This window comes from Pseudomonas sp. AP19 (assembly GCF_001728855.1).
Lineage (GTDB): Bacteria > Pseudomonadota > Gammaproteobacteria > Pseudomonadales > Pseudomonadaceae > Aquipseudomonas > Aquipseudomonas fluorescens.
This window is the reverse complement of the sequence record NZ_LXJP01000012.1, coordinates 114,527-131,869: the sequence shown is the minus strand read 5'-3', so window position 1 is coordinate 131,869 and position 17,343 is coordinate 114,527. Positions and strand designations below refer to the sequence as shown.

Here is a 17,343-nt window from a genome sequence, read left to right as displayed (position 1 = left end):
CCGATCCGTGAAGTTAAACCTCCGTGCCGCCCTTTGTTTTGGCGTCGTGTGCCTTCTGCTATTAATTCAGGGGGGCATGACGCTGGTAAAAGTCGATACCATTTATGCCTCGACGGTTGAAATTGAAACCAACTGGCTGCCGAGTGTTCGTCTGGCCGGGGAAATCGACTCGGCCCTGTATAAGCTGCGCCTGGAGTTGCGCGGCTTTGCGATGGATGTGGTCATGAAAACTCAAGGCTCACCGGAGACAATCCAGAGCATCCGGGCCGACCTGACCAAGGTCGCCGAGCGTTATGCGGCCATGGTGTCGAGTGCCGAGGAGCAGGCTAAATATGACGAGGTCCTCAGTGGTATTCGAAGTTACAACCAGCAGGTCGACGGCTTTCTTGCGCTCGCTGCCACTGGGGACGCTGCACGGCTCGCGGTCTACATGCATGACGTGCTGAGCCCCATCGCCGTAAAGGTACAGGGTTCGATCAGCGAATTGATCCAGTTGAACGAGCGCGGCTCGCAGCAGGCCGTGCAGGTCGCCGCCAGCGAGCACACGGCGACGCGTCTGTTTACCTGGGGGCTGATGGCGGTTTCACTGCTGTTGGCCGTGGCAGTCGCCGGCCTGTTTACCCGCAGTATCATTAAACCGGTACGTGAATTGCTCGTATCGACCGCAAAGATCGCTGAAGGCGACCTACGCGTGGCGATTACCGTGGATGGCAAGGATGAGCTAACGGCGCTTCAGCAATCCACGGCGGCCATGCAGATGAACCTCAAGACCACCTTGCAGAACATCTCCGAAGCTTCCGGGCAATTGGCTTCGGCTGCCGAAGAGATGAGTTCGATTACCCGTGAGTCCAGCGCAGGTATTGAGCGCCAGAGCCAGGAAACCGATCAGGCCGCCACGGCGGTCAATCAGATGACGGCTGCCGTGGAGGAAGTGGCGCGCAATGCCGTTTCGGCCTCCCAATCGACCCAGGATTCCCAGCGCTCGGCGAAAATCGGCCAGGAGCGTGTCACGCAGACCATCGCTGCGATTGAAAAACTCAGCACCACGGTGCAGCAGACCGGTGTGGAAGTTGAAGGCCTGGCTAGGCAGGCGCAGGACATTGCGCGGGTGGTGGAAGTGATCCGTTCGATTGCCGAACAGACCAACCTGTTGGCGCTGAACGCCGCCATTGAAGCCGCACGCGCCGGTGAGCAGGGCCGCGGTTTTGCGGTAGTGGCCGATGAAGTGCGCGCATTGGCCCACCGGACGCAGACCTCGACGCAGGAAATCGAGCAGATGATCGCGAAGATCCAGACCTGCTCCGGCGACGCTGTCGCCTCCATGAATATGAACCGCAGTGAAGCGGTAGATTCATTGAAAATTGCGCACGAAGCCGGCCAGGCCATCATTCAGATCACCGAGGCCATTGCCGATATCAATGACCGAAACCTGTTGATCGCGACGGCCTCCGAGGAACAGGCGCAGGTGGCCCGCTCGGTGGATCAGAACCTGATCAGCATCCGTGACCTGTCGATCCAGAGTTCGTCGGCCGCCGGGCAGACCTCCATTGCCAGTCACGAGCTGTCGAAACTGGCGATGGATCTCAAGCACATCGTGGCCCGCTTTTCGATAGCCTGACGGTGCACGCAGTGAGGGCTGGCCTATGTTGAAACGCATTCCAGCGGCGCAAGCGATCTTGGGCATGTATATCCACAAACTCGAGGGTGCCTGGATCGAGCACGGTTTTTGGAAGAATCATTTTTTACTGGAGCGCACTGAGGACCTGCAACGCCTGCAGGCGTCGCAGGTTCAAGATGTATGGATTGACACGCTCAAGGGGTGCGACGTGGCCCCCGTTGCAGAGGCCACGGTGCAACCTGCACCCGCGCCGGCCAAGCCCCGGGAAGTGCTGACCCGCCACGAGATGAAGGCGGAAGTGGCCCGCGCGGTAAAGTTGTGTGGGGTTGCCAAGCGTGCGGTTATCACCATGTTCGGGGAGTTGCGCATGGGCGGTGCCGTCGACCCTACACAGGTGACCCAACTGGTGGACGACATCTCCCAGTCGTTGCTGCGACACCCCCATGCGTTGCTGAGCCTGGCCCGCCTGAAGACCGCGAATGAGTACACCTACATGCACTCGGTGGCCGTGTGTGGGTTGATGATCGCACTGGCGCGCCAGTTGGAAATGTCACCGGCCATGATCCAGGAAGCGGGCTTGGCCGGGTTGTTTCACGACGTTGGTAAAATGGTCGTTCCCGAGGCGATCCTGAGTAAACCTGGGGCGTTGACCGAGCTAGAGTTCGCCTCGGTGCGCGAGCACCCGGCACAAGGCGCAGACATGCTGCGCCAATGCCCACAGATCAGCGCACTGGTGCTGGATGTGTGCTGGCATCACCATGAAAAATGCGATGGCAGCGGCTACCCGCACGGGCTGGTCCAGAACCAGATCAGCCTGTTCGCGCAAATGGGGGCCGTGTGTGACGTGTACGACGCCATCACCTCCGAGCGCCCCTACAAGCGCGGATGGGCACCCGCCGAGGCGATTCAGAAAATGGCCGAATGGAAAGGCCATTTTGACGAGAGGGTGTTTCAGGCGTTTGTGCGGTGCATGGGCATCTACCCGGTAGGCACCCTGGTGCGCCTGGAAAGCGGCCGTATCGGCGTGGTTATCGAACAAACCTCCACTTCACTGCTCACGCCGCTGGTAAAGGTGTTCTTTTCCGTACGCTCCCGTTTGCCTATTGCCCAGGTGGTGGTCAATCTGGCCAAGCAACCCGACAAGATTGTTGCGCGCGAGAGCGCGGAGGAGTGGGGCTTCAAGCACGTCGACGAGTTGTGGTCGGGGCTCCCGCACCCCAAAGGGTCCTATTTCGATTAGCCGCTCACAGCTGATTCAACGGGATCTTCAGATAGACCACGCCATTCTCTTCCGCTGGCGGCATATGCCCCGCCCGCACATTCACCTGGATCGCCGGCAGCAACAGCGTCGGCATCCCCAATCCGGCATCGCGTTGGGTGCGCATCGCGACAAACGCCGACTCATCGACCCCATCATGCACATGAATATTCTCCGCCCGCTGTTGCGCCACGGTCGTCAGGCACTTGGCCTCACGGCCTTGCGGCGGATAGTCGTGGCACACATACAGTTCGGTTTCAGGCGGGAAGGCCAGCAGCTTACGCATCGACGCATACAACTGGCGCGCATCGCCGCCGGGGAAATCGCAGCGGGCGGTGCCGACGTCGGGCATGAACAGGGTGTCGCCCACCAGGATCAAGCGGTCGTCGATCAAATACGCCATGTCGGCCGGGGTATGTCCGGGCACATGCAATGCCTGGGCTTTCAGGTGGCCGATATGAAAGATCTCATCCGGCGCAAACAAGTGGTCGAACTGCGAGCCATCGACGCGGAACTCCGGCTCCAGGTTGAACAGGTGCTTGAACACGCCCTGTACCTTGCTGATCGACTCGCCGATGGCGATTTTGCCACCCAGCGTACGCCGCAGGTAGGGCGCGGCGGACAGGTGGTCGGCATGGGCGTGGGTTTCCAGCAGCCATTGCACCTGCAAGCCATGCTCGCGCACAAAGGCGATGACTTTGTCGGCTTGGGCTGTATCTGTGCGCCCGGCCGCCGGGTCGTAGTTGAGCACCGAGTCGACGATGGCGCATGGGCCCCCGTCGTTTTCATAGATGACGTAGGTGAAGGTCGACGATGCCTCGTCCAGAAAGGCTTGAATCAACGCTGGCATGGCGGCTGTCCCTGCTGAGGAAAAAATCATGAAGAAAAAGTGGTTACAATCAGTTTACGATTACACATAATGTTTTGAGCTTAAGTGACGTCAAGGACCCAAGGCAAATGGAATCTACTCTGAGTGAGGGCGAAGTCGCCCAACTGCGCGCGTCGGCGTCCAAGGCCTGTTCCTTGCTCAAGGCGCTGGCCAATGAAGACCGCTTGTTGATCTTGTGCCAACTGACCCAAGGCGAGCGCAACGTCGGCGAGCTGGAAACCATGACCGGCGTTCGCCAGCCCACGCTGTCTCAACAGTTGGGCATTTTGCGTGACGAAGGGTTGGTCGCCACCCGTCGGGAAGGCAAATACATTTTCTACGGGCTGGCCAGCCACGAAGTGATTCAAGTGATGAAAACCTTGTCCGGGCTGTACTGCGGCGCGGTGATGAAAAGCTGGGCGTGACGCCATACGGCAGCGACCCTTGTGTGCACTGACTATAAAAGGCAAAAGACCATGACCGAGCAACACTGTGGCCCTACCATCAGTGGCGACATCGTAGTCATCGGCGGCGGCTCGGCAGGTATCGGCCTGCTGGCCAGCCTGCTCAAGCGCGACCCGCAGTTGAACATCCTCCTGATTGAACCGAGCGACCATCACAGCTACCAGCCGGCCTGGACCCTGGTGGGGGGCGGCGCATATGACCTGAAAAAGACCCGACGCCCGCTGGCGGATGTGCTGCCCAATGGCGTCACCTGGGTGCAGGCCGCCGTTAGCGAATTGCTGCCCGACGAACACACCCTGGTGCTCGACAGTGGCCAGCGGGTCAGCTGGAACAACCTGATCGTGTGCCCCGGCCTGCGCCTGGCCTGGGAGAAAGTCGAAGGCCTGGCAGACACCCTCGGCCAGAACGGCGTCACCTCCAACTACAGCTATCAGCACGCTGCCTATACCTGGCAATTGGTGCAGCAACTCAAGGGCGGCAAGGCGATCTTCACCCAGCCCGCCATGCCGATCAAATGCGCGGGTGCGCCGCAAAAAGCCATGTACCTGTCCTGCGATCACTGGCTCAAGCGCGGCCACCTGAACAACATCAACGTTGAATTCAACCTGGCGGGGGCGGCCCTGTTTGGCGTGGCCACCTTTGTGCCGCCGCTGATGAAATACGTCGAGAAATACCACGCGCACCTGGCGTTCAACTCCAACCTTGTCAAGGTTGATGGCCCCGCCCGCAAGGCCTGGTTCGAAGTCAAGAACGCCGAGGGCACTGTCACGGTTGAAGAGAAAACCTTTGACCTGCTGCACGTGGTTCCGCCGCAGGTTTCCCCGGACTTCATCCGCCAAAGCCCGCTGGCCGATGCTGCCGGCTGGTGCGAAGTGAACCCGCACAGCTTGCAGCACCTGCGCTACCCGCACATCTTCGGTCTGGGTGACGTGTGTTCCACCACCAATGCCAAAACGGCCGCCGCGGTGCGCAAGCAGATTGTGGTGGTCGCAGAAAACCTGCTGGCCCTGCGCAAGCAGGCGCCGCTGCCGCTCAAGTACGACGGCTATGGTTCCTGCCCGCTGACGGTGGAGAAGGGCAAGGTGGTACTGGCCGAGTTCGGCTACGGCGGCAAGCTGCTGCCGACCTTTCCATTGGACCCGACCCAGTCGCGCCGCTCGATGTGGTTCCTCAAGGCCACGTTGCTGCCGTGGTTCTACTGGAACGGCATGCTCAAGGGCCGCGAGTGGCTGACCCGCCTGAGCAAGGTGGATTAAATGCTGCTGGCGAGCGTGTTGGGATTATTGATGGGCCTGGTCATGGGCCTGACTGGCGCGGGCGGTGGCATCCTCGCGGTGCCGGCGTTGGTACTGGGGCTGGGCTTGACCATGACCCAGGCGATGCCGGTGTCGTTGCTCGCCGTGGGGGCGGCGGCGGCGGTCGGGGCGATCCATGGGTTGCGTCACGGCCTGGTGCGCTACCGTGCCGCGTTGTTGATTGCGTTGCTCGGCGCGCTGTTTTCACCGCTGGGTGTGTTTGTCGCTCACCAGTTGCCGGAGCACCTGCTGATGGGGTTGTTCAGCGCGTTGATGGTGCTGGTGGCCTGGCGCATGTTGCGCCGTGAAAAGGTTGAAGCGGGCCCCAGTGACCACGGCGCGGCTTCGTGGGGCCAGAAGAACTGCATGCTGGATCAACAGACCGGGCGCCTGGCCTGGACCGCCAAGTGCACGGCCACTCTGGCTGCGCTCGGCGCGGTAACCGGCGCGGTGTCGGGCTTGCTCGGCGTGGGCGGTGGCTTCCTGATCGTGCCCGCGTTCAAGCAGCTCACCGATGTGCAGATGCGCGGTATCGTCGCCACTTCGTTGATGGTAATCAGCCTGATTTCGCTGATCGGCGTGGTCGGCGCGCTGCATGCCGGTGTCAGCATCGAACCCATGGGCTGGGTGTTTATCGGTGCGAGTATGGTCGGCATGGTGGCCGGCAGGCGCCTGTGTTCGATGATTCGCGCACGCACGTTGCAGGTGGGGTTTGCCAGCCTGTGTGGGGTGGTGGCGGTCGGGATGCTCATCAAGGCAACACTCGCACCCTGACCTGGAATACCGTCCAACTGTGGGCGCGTGTACACATGTGCCATGGCAAGATGAACGCCGCTCAGGTTTACTAGTCCCTGAGTAGTGGTTTACCGACCTTGCACGTCGGCTCATCAAGGTCACCGAATGGATAAATACACCCCCCACACCTGGCAGCCCCACGAGCGACCGAGCCTGCCCGGCTCGCCGTCGACGCCGCTGCACCCCACGCACAAGCGCTGGCTGTTTGCGCTGGTCGGCGTGCTGGTGGCGATTACCGGCGGGCTGGGCAATGCCCTGGTGATCGCCAACCTGCAATACCTGCAGGGTGCTCTCGGCGCGACCACCGCCGAGATGGCCTGGCTGCCCGCCGCGTATGTCATGACCAACGTGTGCATGAACCTGCTGCTGGTGAAGTTCCGCCAGCAGTTCGGTTTGCGTGCGTTTACCGAGGTGTTCCTGGTGCTGTATGCGCTGGTGACTTTCGGCCACTTGTTCGTCAACGACCTCAGTTCGGCCATTGCGGTGCGAGCGGCCCACGGCATGGTGGGGGCGGCGCTGAGTTCGTTGGGCTTGTACTACATGATCCAGGCGTTCCCGGCGAAGTGGCGCATGAAAGCCCTGGTGCTGGGGCTGGGCACCGCGCAGTTGGCGTTGCCGCTGGCGCGCCTGTTCTCCGAAGATTTGCTGCAAATCGCCGAGTGGCGCGGGCTGTACTTGTTTGAACTGGGCCTGGCGCTGATCTGCCTGGGCTGCGTATTTCTGCTCAAGTTGCCGCCCGGCGATCGCTTCAAGACCTTTGAAAAACTCGATTTCCTCACCTTCGGTATCCTCGCCAGCGGCGTGGCATTGCTCTGTGCGGTGCTGTCCCTGGGGCGTATCGACTGGTGGTTGGAAGCGCCGTGGATCGGCGTGGCCTCGGCCTGTTCGCTGGTGCTGATCATGGCCGGCCTGGCCATCGAGCATAACCGCAAGAACCCGTTGCTGATGACCCGTTGGTTGGGCAGTGGCGTGATGATCCGCCTGGCGCTGGCGGTGGTGTTGATTCGCATGGTGCTGTCCGAGCAGTCCACCGGTGCCGTGGGGTTCATGCAGATATTGAACATGAGCTACCAGCAGATGCACACGTTGTATGTGGTGATGCTGGCCGGGGCGATTGCCGGGCTGGTGGTCAGTGCGCTGACGATCAACCCGGCCCACTTGCTGATGCCGTTGATCATCTCCCTGGCGCTGATGGCCACGGGCTCGGTGATGGACAGCTTCTCCAGCAACCTGACCCGCCCGCAAAACCTCTACATCAGCCAGTTCCTGCTAGGCTTTGGCGGCACCTTCTTTCTCGGGCCGACCATGGTGCTGGGCACGAAAAACGTGTTGACCAACCCGCGCAACCTGGTGAGTTTCTCGGTGATGTTCGGCATTTGCCAGAACCTGGGCGGCCTGATTGGCGCGGCCTTGCTGGGCACCTTCCAGATCGTGCGCGAGAAATACCACTCCAGCATGATCGTCGAGCACCTGACCCTGCTTGACCCGCGTGTAGCCGCACGGGTACAGAGCGGCGGCTCGGCCTATGGCGGCGTGATCGCCGACCCGGAACTGCACAACCTGATGGGCATCCGCAGCCTGGCCACGGCGGCCACGCGTGAAGCGAACGTGATGGCCTACAACGATGTGTTCATGCTGATCGCGATCATCGCGATCCTCACCATGCTCTGGATCTTTATCCGCAGTCTGTGGCTGATAAGTACCACCAAGACCGCAGCCCCTCCCGTTCAACCCAGCGGCGTTACTTCATGACCGAACCGACCACCAGCACCACGACCACCACTAACGCCATCGCGTCCACCCCCGAAGGCAGCACGCCGCCGGGTGCATCGGTCACCGAGCCGCGCTCGTTGCGGGTACGCATCGTCTCCTCGCTGGGCTTTGCCGCAATCGCCATCGTCGGTGTGCTGATCGTGCTGTATGCCTGGCAATTGCCACCGTTCAGCAGCGCGGTGGAAACCACCGAGAACGCGTTGGTGCGCGGGCAGGTGACGATTATCGGCCCGCAACTGAGCGGCTATGTGTATGAAGTGCCGGTGCAGGACTTCCAGTTCGTCAAGGCCGGCGACCTGTTGGTGCGCCTGGATGATCGCATCTACAAACAGCGCCTCGACCAGGCACTGGCGCAACTGGCCGTGCAGAAAGCTTCATTGGCCAACGTGGTGCAGCAACGCAACAGCGCCGAAGCGACGATCAAACTGCGCCAGGCCGCGCTGGTGGACAGCCAGGCCCAAGCGCGCAAAAGCACTGCCGACCTGCGCCGCAATGAAGCGCTGATCAGCGACGGTTCGGTGTCCCGGCGTGAGCTGGACGTGGCCCGCGCCGCGAATGCGCAGACCGTCGCAGCGGTCGCCCAGGCACAGGCCAGCCTGGACATCGCCCGGCAGGACCTGCAAACGGTGATCGTCAATCGCGGTTCGTTGGAAGCTGCGGTGGCAAGTGCCGATGCGGCAGTGGAACTGGCGCGTATCGACCTGGCCAACACCCGCATCATCGCGCCGCGTGACGGGCAACTGGGGCAGATTGGCGTGCGCCTCGGCGCCTACGTCAACTCCGGCGCGCAGTTGATGGCGCTGGTGCCACCCCAGTTGTGGGTGATTGCCAATATGAAAGAAACCCAGATGGACAATGTGCAGGTTGGCCAGCCGGTGACCTTCACCGTGGATGCGCTGAACCACCGCAAGTTTCACGGCACGGTGCAGCATATTTCCCCGGCGACCGGGTCGGAGTTCAGCCTGTTGCAGGCGGACAATGCCACCGGCAACTTTGTGAAGATTGCCCAGCGGGTGCCGGTGAGGATTACGGTTGACCCCGGCCAGGCCGAGATCGAGCGCCTGCGGCCAGGGTTGTCGGTGGTGGTGAGTATCGACACGGCAGGGCGCCTGAAAAACACCCCGCCCTGACACGCACGTGTGGCGGCGGGCTTGCTCGCGAAGGCGCTGTGTCAGTCGCTGGGTGAGTCAGTGATCCACGGCATTCGCGCGCGCACCCGCTTCAACCGTTGGATGGTAGTCGAGGCTGAAATCGAGTTGGATTGATTGGCCGTGTTCTAACAGTCTGAGGCCAGGCCGCCCTGGCAGATGATGGGCATTTACCGGGTGGCTCACCGGCTCAATGCAAAAGAACCCCAACCCCGGCGGGCAGTACAGCAGGAAGTAATCAGCGCCGGTCGCCCGGCATTCCAGCGTATACCCCAACTCCGGCTGCTCAATCCGGCAATGCCCGTCCCATTGGCAAAACCCGTTGTCCACCAGGCCTGCGGGCAGCGTTTTTGAGCGCGTGAAGTCCCAATCCTGCGGCACCGGCGCCAGCCCGGTCGGCAGCTTCGACGCATCACTCAACCACACCTGCTTCGCCCTGGCCTGTAACTGTGTGCCTGGCTGACGCGGCAAGTAGGGATGCAAGCCCAAACCGTGCCACGCCGCATGCTCAGCCAGATGCGTGACGCGCAACGCGATGCTCAGCTCACCGTTGTTCAAGCGAAACCGCTGCTCGGCGCGGTAGGCGAACGGTGTGTCGCACACTGATTCGAGCACCACTTCATCCGCCGTCTGGCTGAGCACCTGCCACACCTGTTGCCAGGCTGAGCCATGGATCGGCAGCGGATCGGTAGGGCTGTTGGGCGTCAGGCCCAGCCAGCCGGTGGGGTTGTCAAAACCGCCTTGGGCGATTCGGTTGGACCAGGGCGCCAAGGGATAACAGCCCAGCTTGCCCGGCAAACCGCTGTTGAGCGCATGCTCATCCGTGTGTCGCAACAGCGGCTGCCCGGTGGCGCGCACACGCCAGTTGACGATGCTGCCGCCCACGGCCGGAGCCAGGGTGAGCTGGGTGAGGTTATCTTCGAGTTCAATCAGCATCGCAGTCCAACCCACTAGAGGGCAAAGGTCGGTTCGGGCAGGCCCTGGACGCCAGGGTTCAGGGCGAATACGCCACCGGCCAGCGACTGTTCACTCTGGTCGTCACGGATCGAGGTGACGAACAACGTGTCCAGGCGGCTGCCGCCAAAGGCGCACATGCTGGGTTTTTTCACCGGCACGCTCAGGGAACGGTCGAGGCGCCCCTCGGGGGTGAAGCGGTGAACCAGCCCGGCGTCATTGGCGCAGATCCAATAGCAGCCGTCGGCATCCACCGCTGCGCCATCGGGGCGCCCGGGGTACTGCTGCATATCGACAAACACGCGGCGATTGGATGGCGTGCCGGTTTCGATGTCGTAATCGAAGGCCCAGACCTGCTGCACCAGCGGATGGGAGTCCGACGCGTACATCGTGCGGCCGTCAGGGCTGAAGGCCAGGCCATTAAGGGTGATAAAGCCGCTCAACTGAGCCTGCGGCGCCGCACCTGAGGCGTAGCGGTAAAGGCTGCCCTCGGCCGCGTTCAAGCCCATGTTGAGCACCATGCTGCCGGCCCAGAAACGGCCCTGGCGATCACAGCGGCCATCGTTGAGGCGCATGTCCGAGCGCGGGTGCTCGACACTCGCCAGCAGCGTGGTGTCGAGGCTGCCATCGTTGTGCGGGGTGAGTTGGAAAAAACCGCTTTCCATCCCGGCGAGCCAATTGCCCGCGGTGGTGCGGGCGATGCACGCAAGCATTTGCGGCGCTTTCCAGGCGGCGATGTGGCCGGTCGCGGCGTTCCAGCGTTGCAGGCCGCCGTTGGGGATATCCACCCAATACAGCGCGTTTTCCTGCGGCACCCACACCGGGCACTCGCCCACGGCATTGCGGGCGTCGACAATCAATTCAGCACTCATGGTCACTCATTCCCTTGGGTTGCTGTGCGGTCAGTCACCGAACGGTCCCGCCGCGCAGAATGCGCCGCCTTGATAGCGTTTCGCCGGGTCATCGGCAGCGACGGGTGGCAGCGTTTCGACCTGCGCCCGGAACACTTCGGAGGTGTCCTTGGGCGCATAACCCAGGTGCGCGGCGTAGCGGTTGTCCCACCAGGTGTCGAGGTTATCCGACATGCCATAGACCACGGTGTGGCCGACGTTCGGTGTGTACAGCGCGCGTTCGAGCAGTTGAGTCAGGTCATCGAAACTCAGCCAGGTGTGCATCATCCGGCGGTTTTGCGGCTCGGCGAATGAGGAGCCGATGCGGATGCTCACGGTCTCGATGCCATAGCGATCAAAGTAGAAACTCGCCATGTCTTCACCGTAGGACTTGGACAAACCGTAGTAGCTGTCCGGGCGGCGCGGCGAGTGTGCGTCGATGGTTTCGCCTTGCTTGTAGAAGCCGATCACATGGTTGGAACTGGCGAAGATCACGCGCTTCACACCCTGGCGGCGGGCGGCTTCATAGATATGGAAAATCCCGCAGATATTGGCGCCGAGCACGTCTTCGAACGAACGCTCTACCGAGACGCCGCCAAAATGCAGGATGGCGTCGACGCCTTCTACCAAATGGTGCACCGCTTGTTTATCGGCGAGGTCGCACGGCTGCACTTCTTCGCCGGCATCGATGGCCGGGGCCATGTCGGCGATGTCCGACAGGCGCAGCACCCTGGCGTAAGGGCGCAGGCGTTCGCGCAAGACTTTACCCAGGCCGCCGGCGGCACCGGTGAGCAGCAGGCGATTGAAGGGAACGGGTACGTTTGTAGGGGTGGTCATGAGGGTTCCATTATTGTTGTAGGTTGTCGTATGACTTGGTGGAAGTATCGTTTTGCATTCCCTGCGTTGTCAACGTTCTTCCTGATGACAAGTGACTCATTGTGGGCGCTGGCTTGCGATGGTGGTCGGTCAGTTGATAGTGCGGTTACTGATACACCGCTATCGCAGGCAAGCCAGCTCCCCCATTGACCGAGTTACAACAAGGAAATCGGGTAGCTGATAAAGAGCCGATTCTCATCAAATTCATTGTTGCTGAAATCCCGACGCAGGGTCGAGTTCCTCCAGCGCACGTTCAGGTTCTTCAACGCACCGCTTTGCACGGTGTAGGCAAGTTCCGATTCGCGCCCCCATTCCTTGCCATCCGTGATCGCGCCGGTGTGTACGTTACTGCCGCTGATATAGCGGTTCATCATGGTCAGCCCGGGAATACCGAGCACCACGAAGTTGAAGTCATGGCGCACTTGCCAGGATTTTTCCCTGGCGTTGTCATAGCTGGAGTTGTAGCTGTCGTTGGCCAGGGTGCCGCCGCTGGTGCCATTAACCCTCATCCACAGGCTGTCACCGGTCAGTTTCTGCACGCCCACATAGAAGGTGTTGCCGTTGTATCGGGCCGAGAGCAAGGCGGAGAGGGTCTTGTTGTTCAGGTCACCGGCCAGGGCGCTGCCGTCTTCCTTGCCATTGAAGTAACCGAGGTTGGCGCCCAGGGTCCAGTCGCCTATGGGCTGGCTGTGCGTCAGGTTGAAAAACTGTTGCTGGTAGATATCGCTCAGTTCGGCGTACCACACGCCGACTTGGGTGCGTTTGTTGTTGAAGCTGTATTCGCCGCCGGCAAAATTGAAACGGTTGGAGGTGAACGCGGCTTTGCCGTTCATGAACATGTCTTCCATGCTCGCATCGTTACGCGGGCTGTTACCGCGAAACTGCCCGCCATAAAGGGTCAGCCCGGCGATTTCATTGGAGGTAACCTGGCCCCCGCGAAAGGTCTGGGGCAGGGACCGGCCATCATCGGAGCGCAAGATCGGCAGCACCGGCATCCATTCGCCGACTTTCAATTCGGTCTTCGACAGTCTGGTTTTCAGCGCCACGCCCAGGCGTCCGAAATTGTCGGCGGGGCGCCCGTCACGGCCGATAGGTAACAGTTGCGTGCCCCCGGTGCCTTTACCGCCATCGAGCTTCTGCGAATACAGGCCCAACACATCAAGCCCGAAACCGACGGTGCCTTGGGTGAAGCCGGATTTTGCATCGAGGATGAAGTTCTGTGTCCACTCTTCTGCCTTGGCCTGAGGATAGGTCGGGTTGGTGAAGTTACGGTTGAAGTAGGCGTTGCGCAGGTTAAGTGTGGCCGTGGCGTCATCGATAAAACCGTCGGCCTGGGCGTTGAGGGGCAGGGTGACTGCCAGGCTGCTGAAGCCGATAAGACCGAGACGCGAAGAGAAAGGGCGGGCGAATTGACTCACAGTGAGGCTCCGTTTCGTTTGTTGTTTTTATTATTTGTCGTACGTCGTCGTACAACATTTGGCGAGATATTTGCGAGGTTTTCGGGGAGTGTCAAGCAGAAGTTATACGATGACTATGCATGAACGCTCTGAGTTGGGCGCGTCCGTGTGGGAACGGGTTTGCTCGCCAAAGCGGCGTAGCCATCGCCAGGTGTATGGCCTGATCTGCCACATTTGCGAGCAAGCCTGCGCCCGCAGGTCATCGAGTGGGACTTGAACGTGCGGTGAACTCAGCCGGCCATCACCATCGGAGGAAGGGTGCCAAGGAGGGAAACAGCGGCGACTGCACAAACGCCTAACAGCCATTCCAGCATCACGCTGGCTTTCAGGCTGCCCAGCCGTTGCTCGCCATGCTCGATGCGTAGTCGGTTCAGCAGCGCCAGCGCCAACATGCCCAGCACCAGCAGCACTTTGATCAACAGAATCAGCGCAAAGCCGTTGAACAACGGCGTGGGCCATAGCTGCCCGGTCAGCACGCGCACATTGATCAAACCCGTCACCAGCAGGCCGGCGACCAGGCCGTAACCCACGCCGCTGAAGCGTTTGAGGATGGCTTGCAGCGCGTGCGTCGGCGACTGCCTGAGGATCAACACCAGCAACAACAGCCCACCGAGCCAGGCACCGACGCATACCAGGTGCACCACCTGATTCAGAATCAGCAATTGCCCGCTCAGCCCATTGAGCATGGCGCCATGGCCAACGGGCGCCAGCGTCGCCAGCAGCAGTGCGCTCAACGGCAGGCGCAACAGCGGCCAGGGTTTGATCAGCACGATGACCAGCAGCAGGTTGAGCAATAAATGCCAGACCCACACCTGGCCGAAAAAGGTTTTGCCCAGCACCAATTGCACGGTTGCCGGTTGCAGGGCCGCCTCCCAACTGCCGGCCATGCTGGCGGTGATTAACAGCAACCAGGCCACCCCGGAGCCCAGCCCCAGGCCTGCCAAGGCACGGTGGATGCGCAGCAGTTGCCGGTCCAGTGTCGGCTGCGGTTCAGCGCCCAAGAGCCAGGGCCTGAACACGCAGGCCCCGAACATCAACAGCACGACGATGAAATGCAGGAAGCGACACAGCACCAGCAGGGTCGCCATGGGTTATTGGCCGACCTTGAAGCTGTATTCACCGTTGCTCTTGTGGGTGTCGACCGACACGGCGTTCCACACCACTTTGTAGGTGCCGGGAGCCAGCGGTGCGGCTGGCGTGACCACCAGGGTTTTCTTGTCGGCGTCCGGCGTTTCCAGGCCTTTGATCGCAACTTCGGTGCCGTCCTTGCTCAGCGACACCTTGGTGAAGGTCGCTTCGACGCCTTCGCTGAAGGTCAGGCGCACGTCAGCGGGCGCTGCGACAGTGCTGTCGGCGGCGGGTGTTTGGCTTTTCAGGTGGGCATGGGCAAATGCCGCCGAGGCGCCCAGCAGAGAAGCGAGCAGGGTGACGGTGGTCAGGGCTTTCTTGATCAACATTGTTCAGTACCTTCAGTGGAGGGCTTTGGTAATGCCATATGCAGCAGGGGAAAGGGTTTGCCTTCGCCATCCAGCGGCGAGCGCGCGACCTGGATAAAACCATAGTGCAGGTAGAAACCCACGGCTTGCGGGTTTTGTTCATTAACATCGACCGTGAGCGTGTCATGGCGTGCGCGGGCATGCTCGAGCAATTGCCGGCCAATACCCTGGCCACGGCGGTCGGGGTCGATAAACAGCATTTCCACGTTATGCCCGCCGGTGGCGATAAAACCGGCGAGGCCTTGACTGTCTTCGAACACCCATACATCAAGTGCGGGCATCGGCAGGTAGGTGTCACGGACCAGGGGCAGCAAACGCTGGATGTCATCCTCGGGGAGGAAGTCATGGGTGGCCCGTACCGAGCGCTCCCACAGCGCTCCCAGCACTGTGTCGTCGGCGGCCACACGAGGTCGAATAGTCATTGCAATGATCCTTCATAGGGATCGCGATCCTAACCAATCCGTTTTTGGGGGGGAAGGTTCGCGTATGAAGTTTCATTATGCCCTGTCGCCTCGGTCTAGAGCCGGTGGCAGTCCCCAAGCCCTGGTGTTGTCGGCGAGATTGACCAGCGAAAAGCGCGTCACTTAACTGTAATTCGCTGCCGTTTTATCCGGTACATATCACTGTCGGCGTGGCTCAGCAGCGTGTCGGCGTCCTCACCGTCCGCGGGATAAAACGCCACGCCCACGCTGCAAGACGGCATTTTGACCCCGTAAAACTCGGCGCCCAACGGTTCGGCCATGACCGCGAGTATTTGCGCCACTATCCCGTACACCGCTTCCTGCGACTGCATATCCGTCAGCAGCACGGTGAATTCATCGCCGCCCATCCGAGCCACCAGGTCGCTCTCGCGCACACAGCGCTCCAGCCGGCGGGCGATCACGCAGAGCAGCCGATCGCCCACGGCATGCCCATGCCCATCGTTGATGCCCTTAAAGTCATTAACGTCCAGAAACAGCAACGCCAGCGTCGTGTTGTGGCGCTGTGCGGCTTGCAGGGCCGAATCCAGCCCGGCGTTGAACAGCGAGCGGTTGGTGAGGGCCGTCAGCGGATCATGATGGGCGAGGAAACGTAATTCTTCCTCGGCCTGGGTGAGGGCGGTTACGTCCCTGGCAACGCCGATCCGCGCACCGACCTCTTCGGACCAGAACGCCGCCCACAGGATGTGTACGGCGTTGCCATCCTTGCGGATATAGCGGTTGCGGAAATCGACGTGAGGCTTGCCATTCATCACCCGCATGATTGAGGCCCGCGTGCGCGCCAGGTCCTCCGGGTGCATGTAGTCGGTGATGAGTGTGCCGGTCAGCTCGTCGGCGCGGTAACCGAGCAGCGCTTCACAGGCATCACTCACAAAGACGATCAGGTTGTCGCTGTCGACCACGAACACCGTGTCCAGCATCAGGTGTATCAATTTTGGATAGAGGGCTTGCAGGTCAACGGCCATAGGTCGGGGCGTCCGGTTCAGATGCGCCGATAATAGCCCGATCACGACGGACGTTGCCGGGGAATCCTGCAGACTTTCAGGTGCTGTGCCTGATCTGTCGATCAACGGCGCTCAAAGGCCTGCGCCAGCGCAGTGCAGACGAGCAATCTGCTCGGCATATCATGAAGGCGAGTAGCCTAATGTGGCGGTTCGTGATGTGATGGAGGGCGTTGGAATCTGAAGATTCATCACCCGATGTCCCTGCAGCACGCTATTGCGCGCGCAGCCCCCACGTGCGTGGGCACGGCGCAAAGCAGGCGCGACAGGGGGTTGATGTGTCGAAGGTCAATTGCATCTAACAGTGAGTGGGCTTCCAGCATTTATGGGCAATCACAAGATCGGCATTCGTCGGGTCAACGTCGAAAAAATTCTGCTGGCAGCGGAGAAAATCTTCGCTGAGAAAGGCTATGGCAGCACCGCCATGGCTGACATCGCCGAAGAAGTGCAGTTGCCGCGCTCCAACCTGCATTACTACTTCACCACCAAGAGCGAGCTGTACAGCGCGGTGCTGTTCGACCTGCTGGAGTTGTGGAAGCAGGATGCCCTGAGCTTCGAAACCTTCGATGACCCACGGGTGGTGCTCAGCAGCTACATCCGCGCCAAGATGCAGCGCTCGCGCACGCGGCCGTATGGCTCGAAAGTCTGGGCCAATGAAATCATCCACGGCGCGCCGACACTGGGTGAGGCGCTGGACGAAAGCCTGTACGACTGGGCCAAGATGAAGGAAGCGAAAATTCGCCAATGGGTGGAGGACAAACGCATTCTGCCAGTGGAGCCGTCGAGCCTGCTGTATATGATTTGGGCGTCGACCCAGCACTATGCGGACTTTGATCACCAGGTGAAGATTTTGAATGATCACCAGCCGTTGTCGGATATGCAGTTTGAGAAGGCAATCCAGACGGTGACGGGGGTGATTTTGCGGGGGATTGGGTTGGAGCCTTAAGAGGTGGGGTGAGGCTTAGGGCCC

The 17,343-nt window shown here is 61.0% G+C and carries 17 protein-coding genes; 8 read left to right on the top strand and 9 right to left on the bottom strand.

The genetic code is table 11. The features are described from left to right. Positions 1-76 precede the first annotated feature (76 nt). Positions 77-1,618 (top strand): methyl-accepting chemotaxis protein, encoded by a 1,542-nt coding sequence (locus A7D21_RS11765; protein ID WP_069551764.1) that lies wholly within the window; start codon positions 77-79, stop codon positions 1,616-1,618. 25 nt (positions 1,619-1,643) lie between these two features. Further along, positions 1,644-2,858: an HD-GYP domain-containing protein gene (locus A7D21_RS11760; protein WP_069551763.1), complete on the top strand. Its 1,215-nt coding sequence runs from the start codon at positions 1,644-1,646 to the stop codon at positions 2,856-2,858. Between the two features lie 4 nt (positions 2,859-2,862). On the opposite strand, the gene A7D21_RS11755 is transcribed toward A7D21_RS11760, so the two are convergent. Then, a complete protein-coding gene (locus A7D21_RS11755) occupies positions 2,863-3,726 on the bottom strand; it encodes an MBL fold metallo-hydrolase (protein ID WP_053256979.1) in 864 nt (287 codons plus the stop codon). Positions 3,727-3,833: 107 nt separating this feature from the next. On the opposite strand from A7D21_RS11755, the gene A7D21_RS11750 reads away from it, so the two are divergent. The 5 genes from A7D21_RS11750 (at position 3,834) to A7D21_RS11730 (ending at position 9,202) form a co-directional block, all read left to right on the top strand. Further along, positions 3,834-4,169, top strand: coding sequence for a metalloregulator ArsR/SmtB family transcription factor (locus A7D21_RS11750; RefSeq protein WP_053256978.1), 336 nt, complete (start codon positions 3,834-3,836; stop codon positions 4,167-4,169). A 51-nt stretch (positions 4,170-4,220) separates the two neighbouring features. Further along, positions 4,221-5,465, top strand: coding sequence for an FAD/NAD(P)-binding oxidoreductase (locus A7D21_RS11745; protein ID WP_053256977.1), 1,245 nt, complete (start codon positions 4,221-4,223; stop codon positions 5,463-5,465). Further along, complete coding sequence (locus tag A7D21_RS11740; protein WP_069551762.1) at positions 5,466-6,278, top strand: sulfite exporter TauE/SafE family protein; 813 nt, start codon at positions 5,466-5,468, stop codon at positions 6,276-6,278. 126 nt (positions 6,279-6,404) lie between these two features. Then, positions 6,405-8,051, top strand: coding sequence for an MFS transporter (locus tag A7D21_RS11735; RefSeq protein WP_069551761.1), 1,647 nt, complete (start codon positions 6,405-6,407; stop codon positions 8,049-8,051). Beyond that, positions 8,048-9,202, top strand: a complete 1,155-nt coding sequence (locus A7D21_RS11730; RefSeq protein ID WP_069551760.1) for an HlyD family secretion protein — start codon at positions 8,048-8,050, stop codon at positions 9,200-9,202. Before A7D21_RS11735 ends, A7D21_RS11730 begins: the two co-directional genes overlap by 4 nt. 57 nt (positions 9,203-9,259) lie before the next feature. Here A7D21_RS11730 and A7D21_RS11725 read toward each other — a convergent pair whose 3' ends face one another. The 8 genes from A7D21_RS11725 to A7D21_RS11690 form a co-directional block, all read right to left on the bottom strand. Further along, entirely contained in the window at positions 9,260-10,156 is an 897-nt protein-coding gene (locus A7D21_RS11725) for an aldose 1-epimerase (protein WP_053256973.1), read from the bottom strand. Positions 10,157-10,170: 14 nt separating this feature from the next. Further along, positions 10,171-11,046, bottom strand: a complete 876-nt coding sequence (locus tag A7D21_RS11720) for an SMP-30/gluconolactonase/LRE family protein (protein WP_053256972.1) — start codon at positions 11,044-11,046, stop codon at positions 10,171-10,173. A 30-nt stretch (positions 11,047-11,076) separates the two neighbouring features. Then, on the bottom strand, positions 11,077-11,901 hold the full coding sequence (locus A7D21_RS11715; protein ID WP_069551759.1) for an NAD(P)-dependent oxidoreductase: 825 nt from the start codon (positions 11,899-11,901) through the stop codon (positions 11,077-11,079). A gap of 194 nt (positions 11,902-12,095) precedes the next feature. Beyond that, entirely contained in the window at positions 12,096-13,358 is a 1,263-nt protein-coding gene (locus tag A7D21_RS11710) for an OprD family porin (RefSeq protein ID WP_069551758.1), read from the bottom strand. A gap of 269 nt (positions 13,359-13,627) precedes the next feature. Next, the gene (gene copD, locus A7D21_RS11705) at positions 13,628-14,485 is read right to left on the bottom strand and encodes a copper homeostasis membrane protein CopD (protein WP_069551757.1); all 858 of its coding nucleotides are present in this window, start codon (positions 14,483-14,485) and stop codon (positions 13,628-13,630) included. A gap of 3 nt (positions 14,486-14,488) precedes the next feature. Beyond that, entirely contained in the window at positions 14,489-14,854 is a 366-nt protein-coding gene (copC, locus tag A7D21_RS11700) for a copper homeostasis periplasmic binding protein CopC (protein ID WP_053256968.1), read from the bottom strand. Then, a complete protein-coding gene (locus tag A7D21_RS11695; RefSeq protein WP_053256967.1) occupies positions 14,848-15,315 on the bottom strand; it encodes a GNAT family N-acetyltransferase in 468 nt (155 codons plus the stop codon). Before A7D21_RS11695 ends, copC begins: the two co-directional genes overlap by 7 nt. Positions 15,316-15,473: 158 nt before the next feature. Further along, the gene (locus A7D21_RS11690) at positions 15,474-16,337 is read right to left on the bottom strand and encodes a sensor domain-containing diguanylate cyclase (RefSeq protein WP_053256966.1); all 864 of its coding nucleotides are present in this window, start codon (positions 16,335-16,337) and stop codon (positions 15,474-15,476) included. Between the two features lie 361 nt (positions 16,338-16,698). On the opposite strand from A7D21_RS11690, the gene A7D21_RS11685 reads away from it, so the two are divergent. Then, the gene (locus tag A7D21_RS11685) at positions 16,699-17,319 is read left to right on the top strand and encodes a TetR/AcrR family transcriptional regulator (RefSeq protein ID WP_053256965.1); all 621 of its coding nucleotides are present in this window, start codon (positions 16,699-16,701) and stop codon (positions 17,317-17,319) included. The last annotated feature ends 24 nt before the right edge of the window (positions 17,320-17,343 follow it).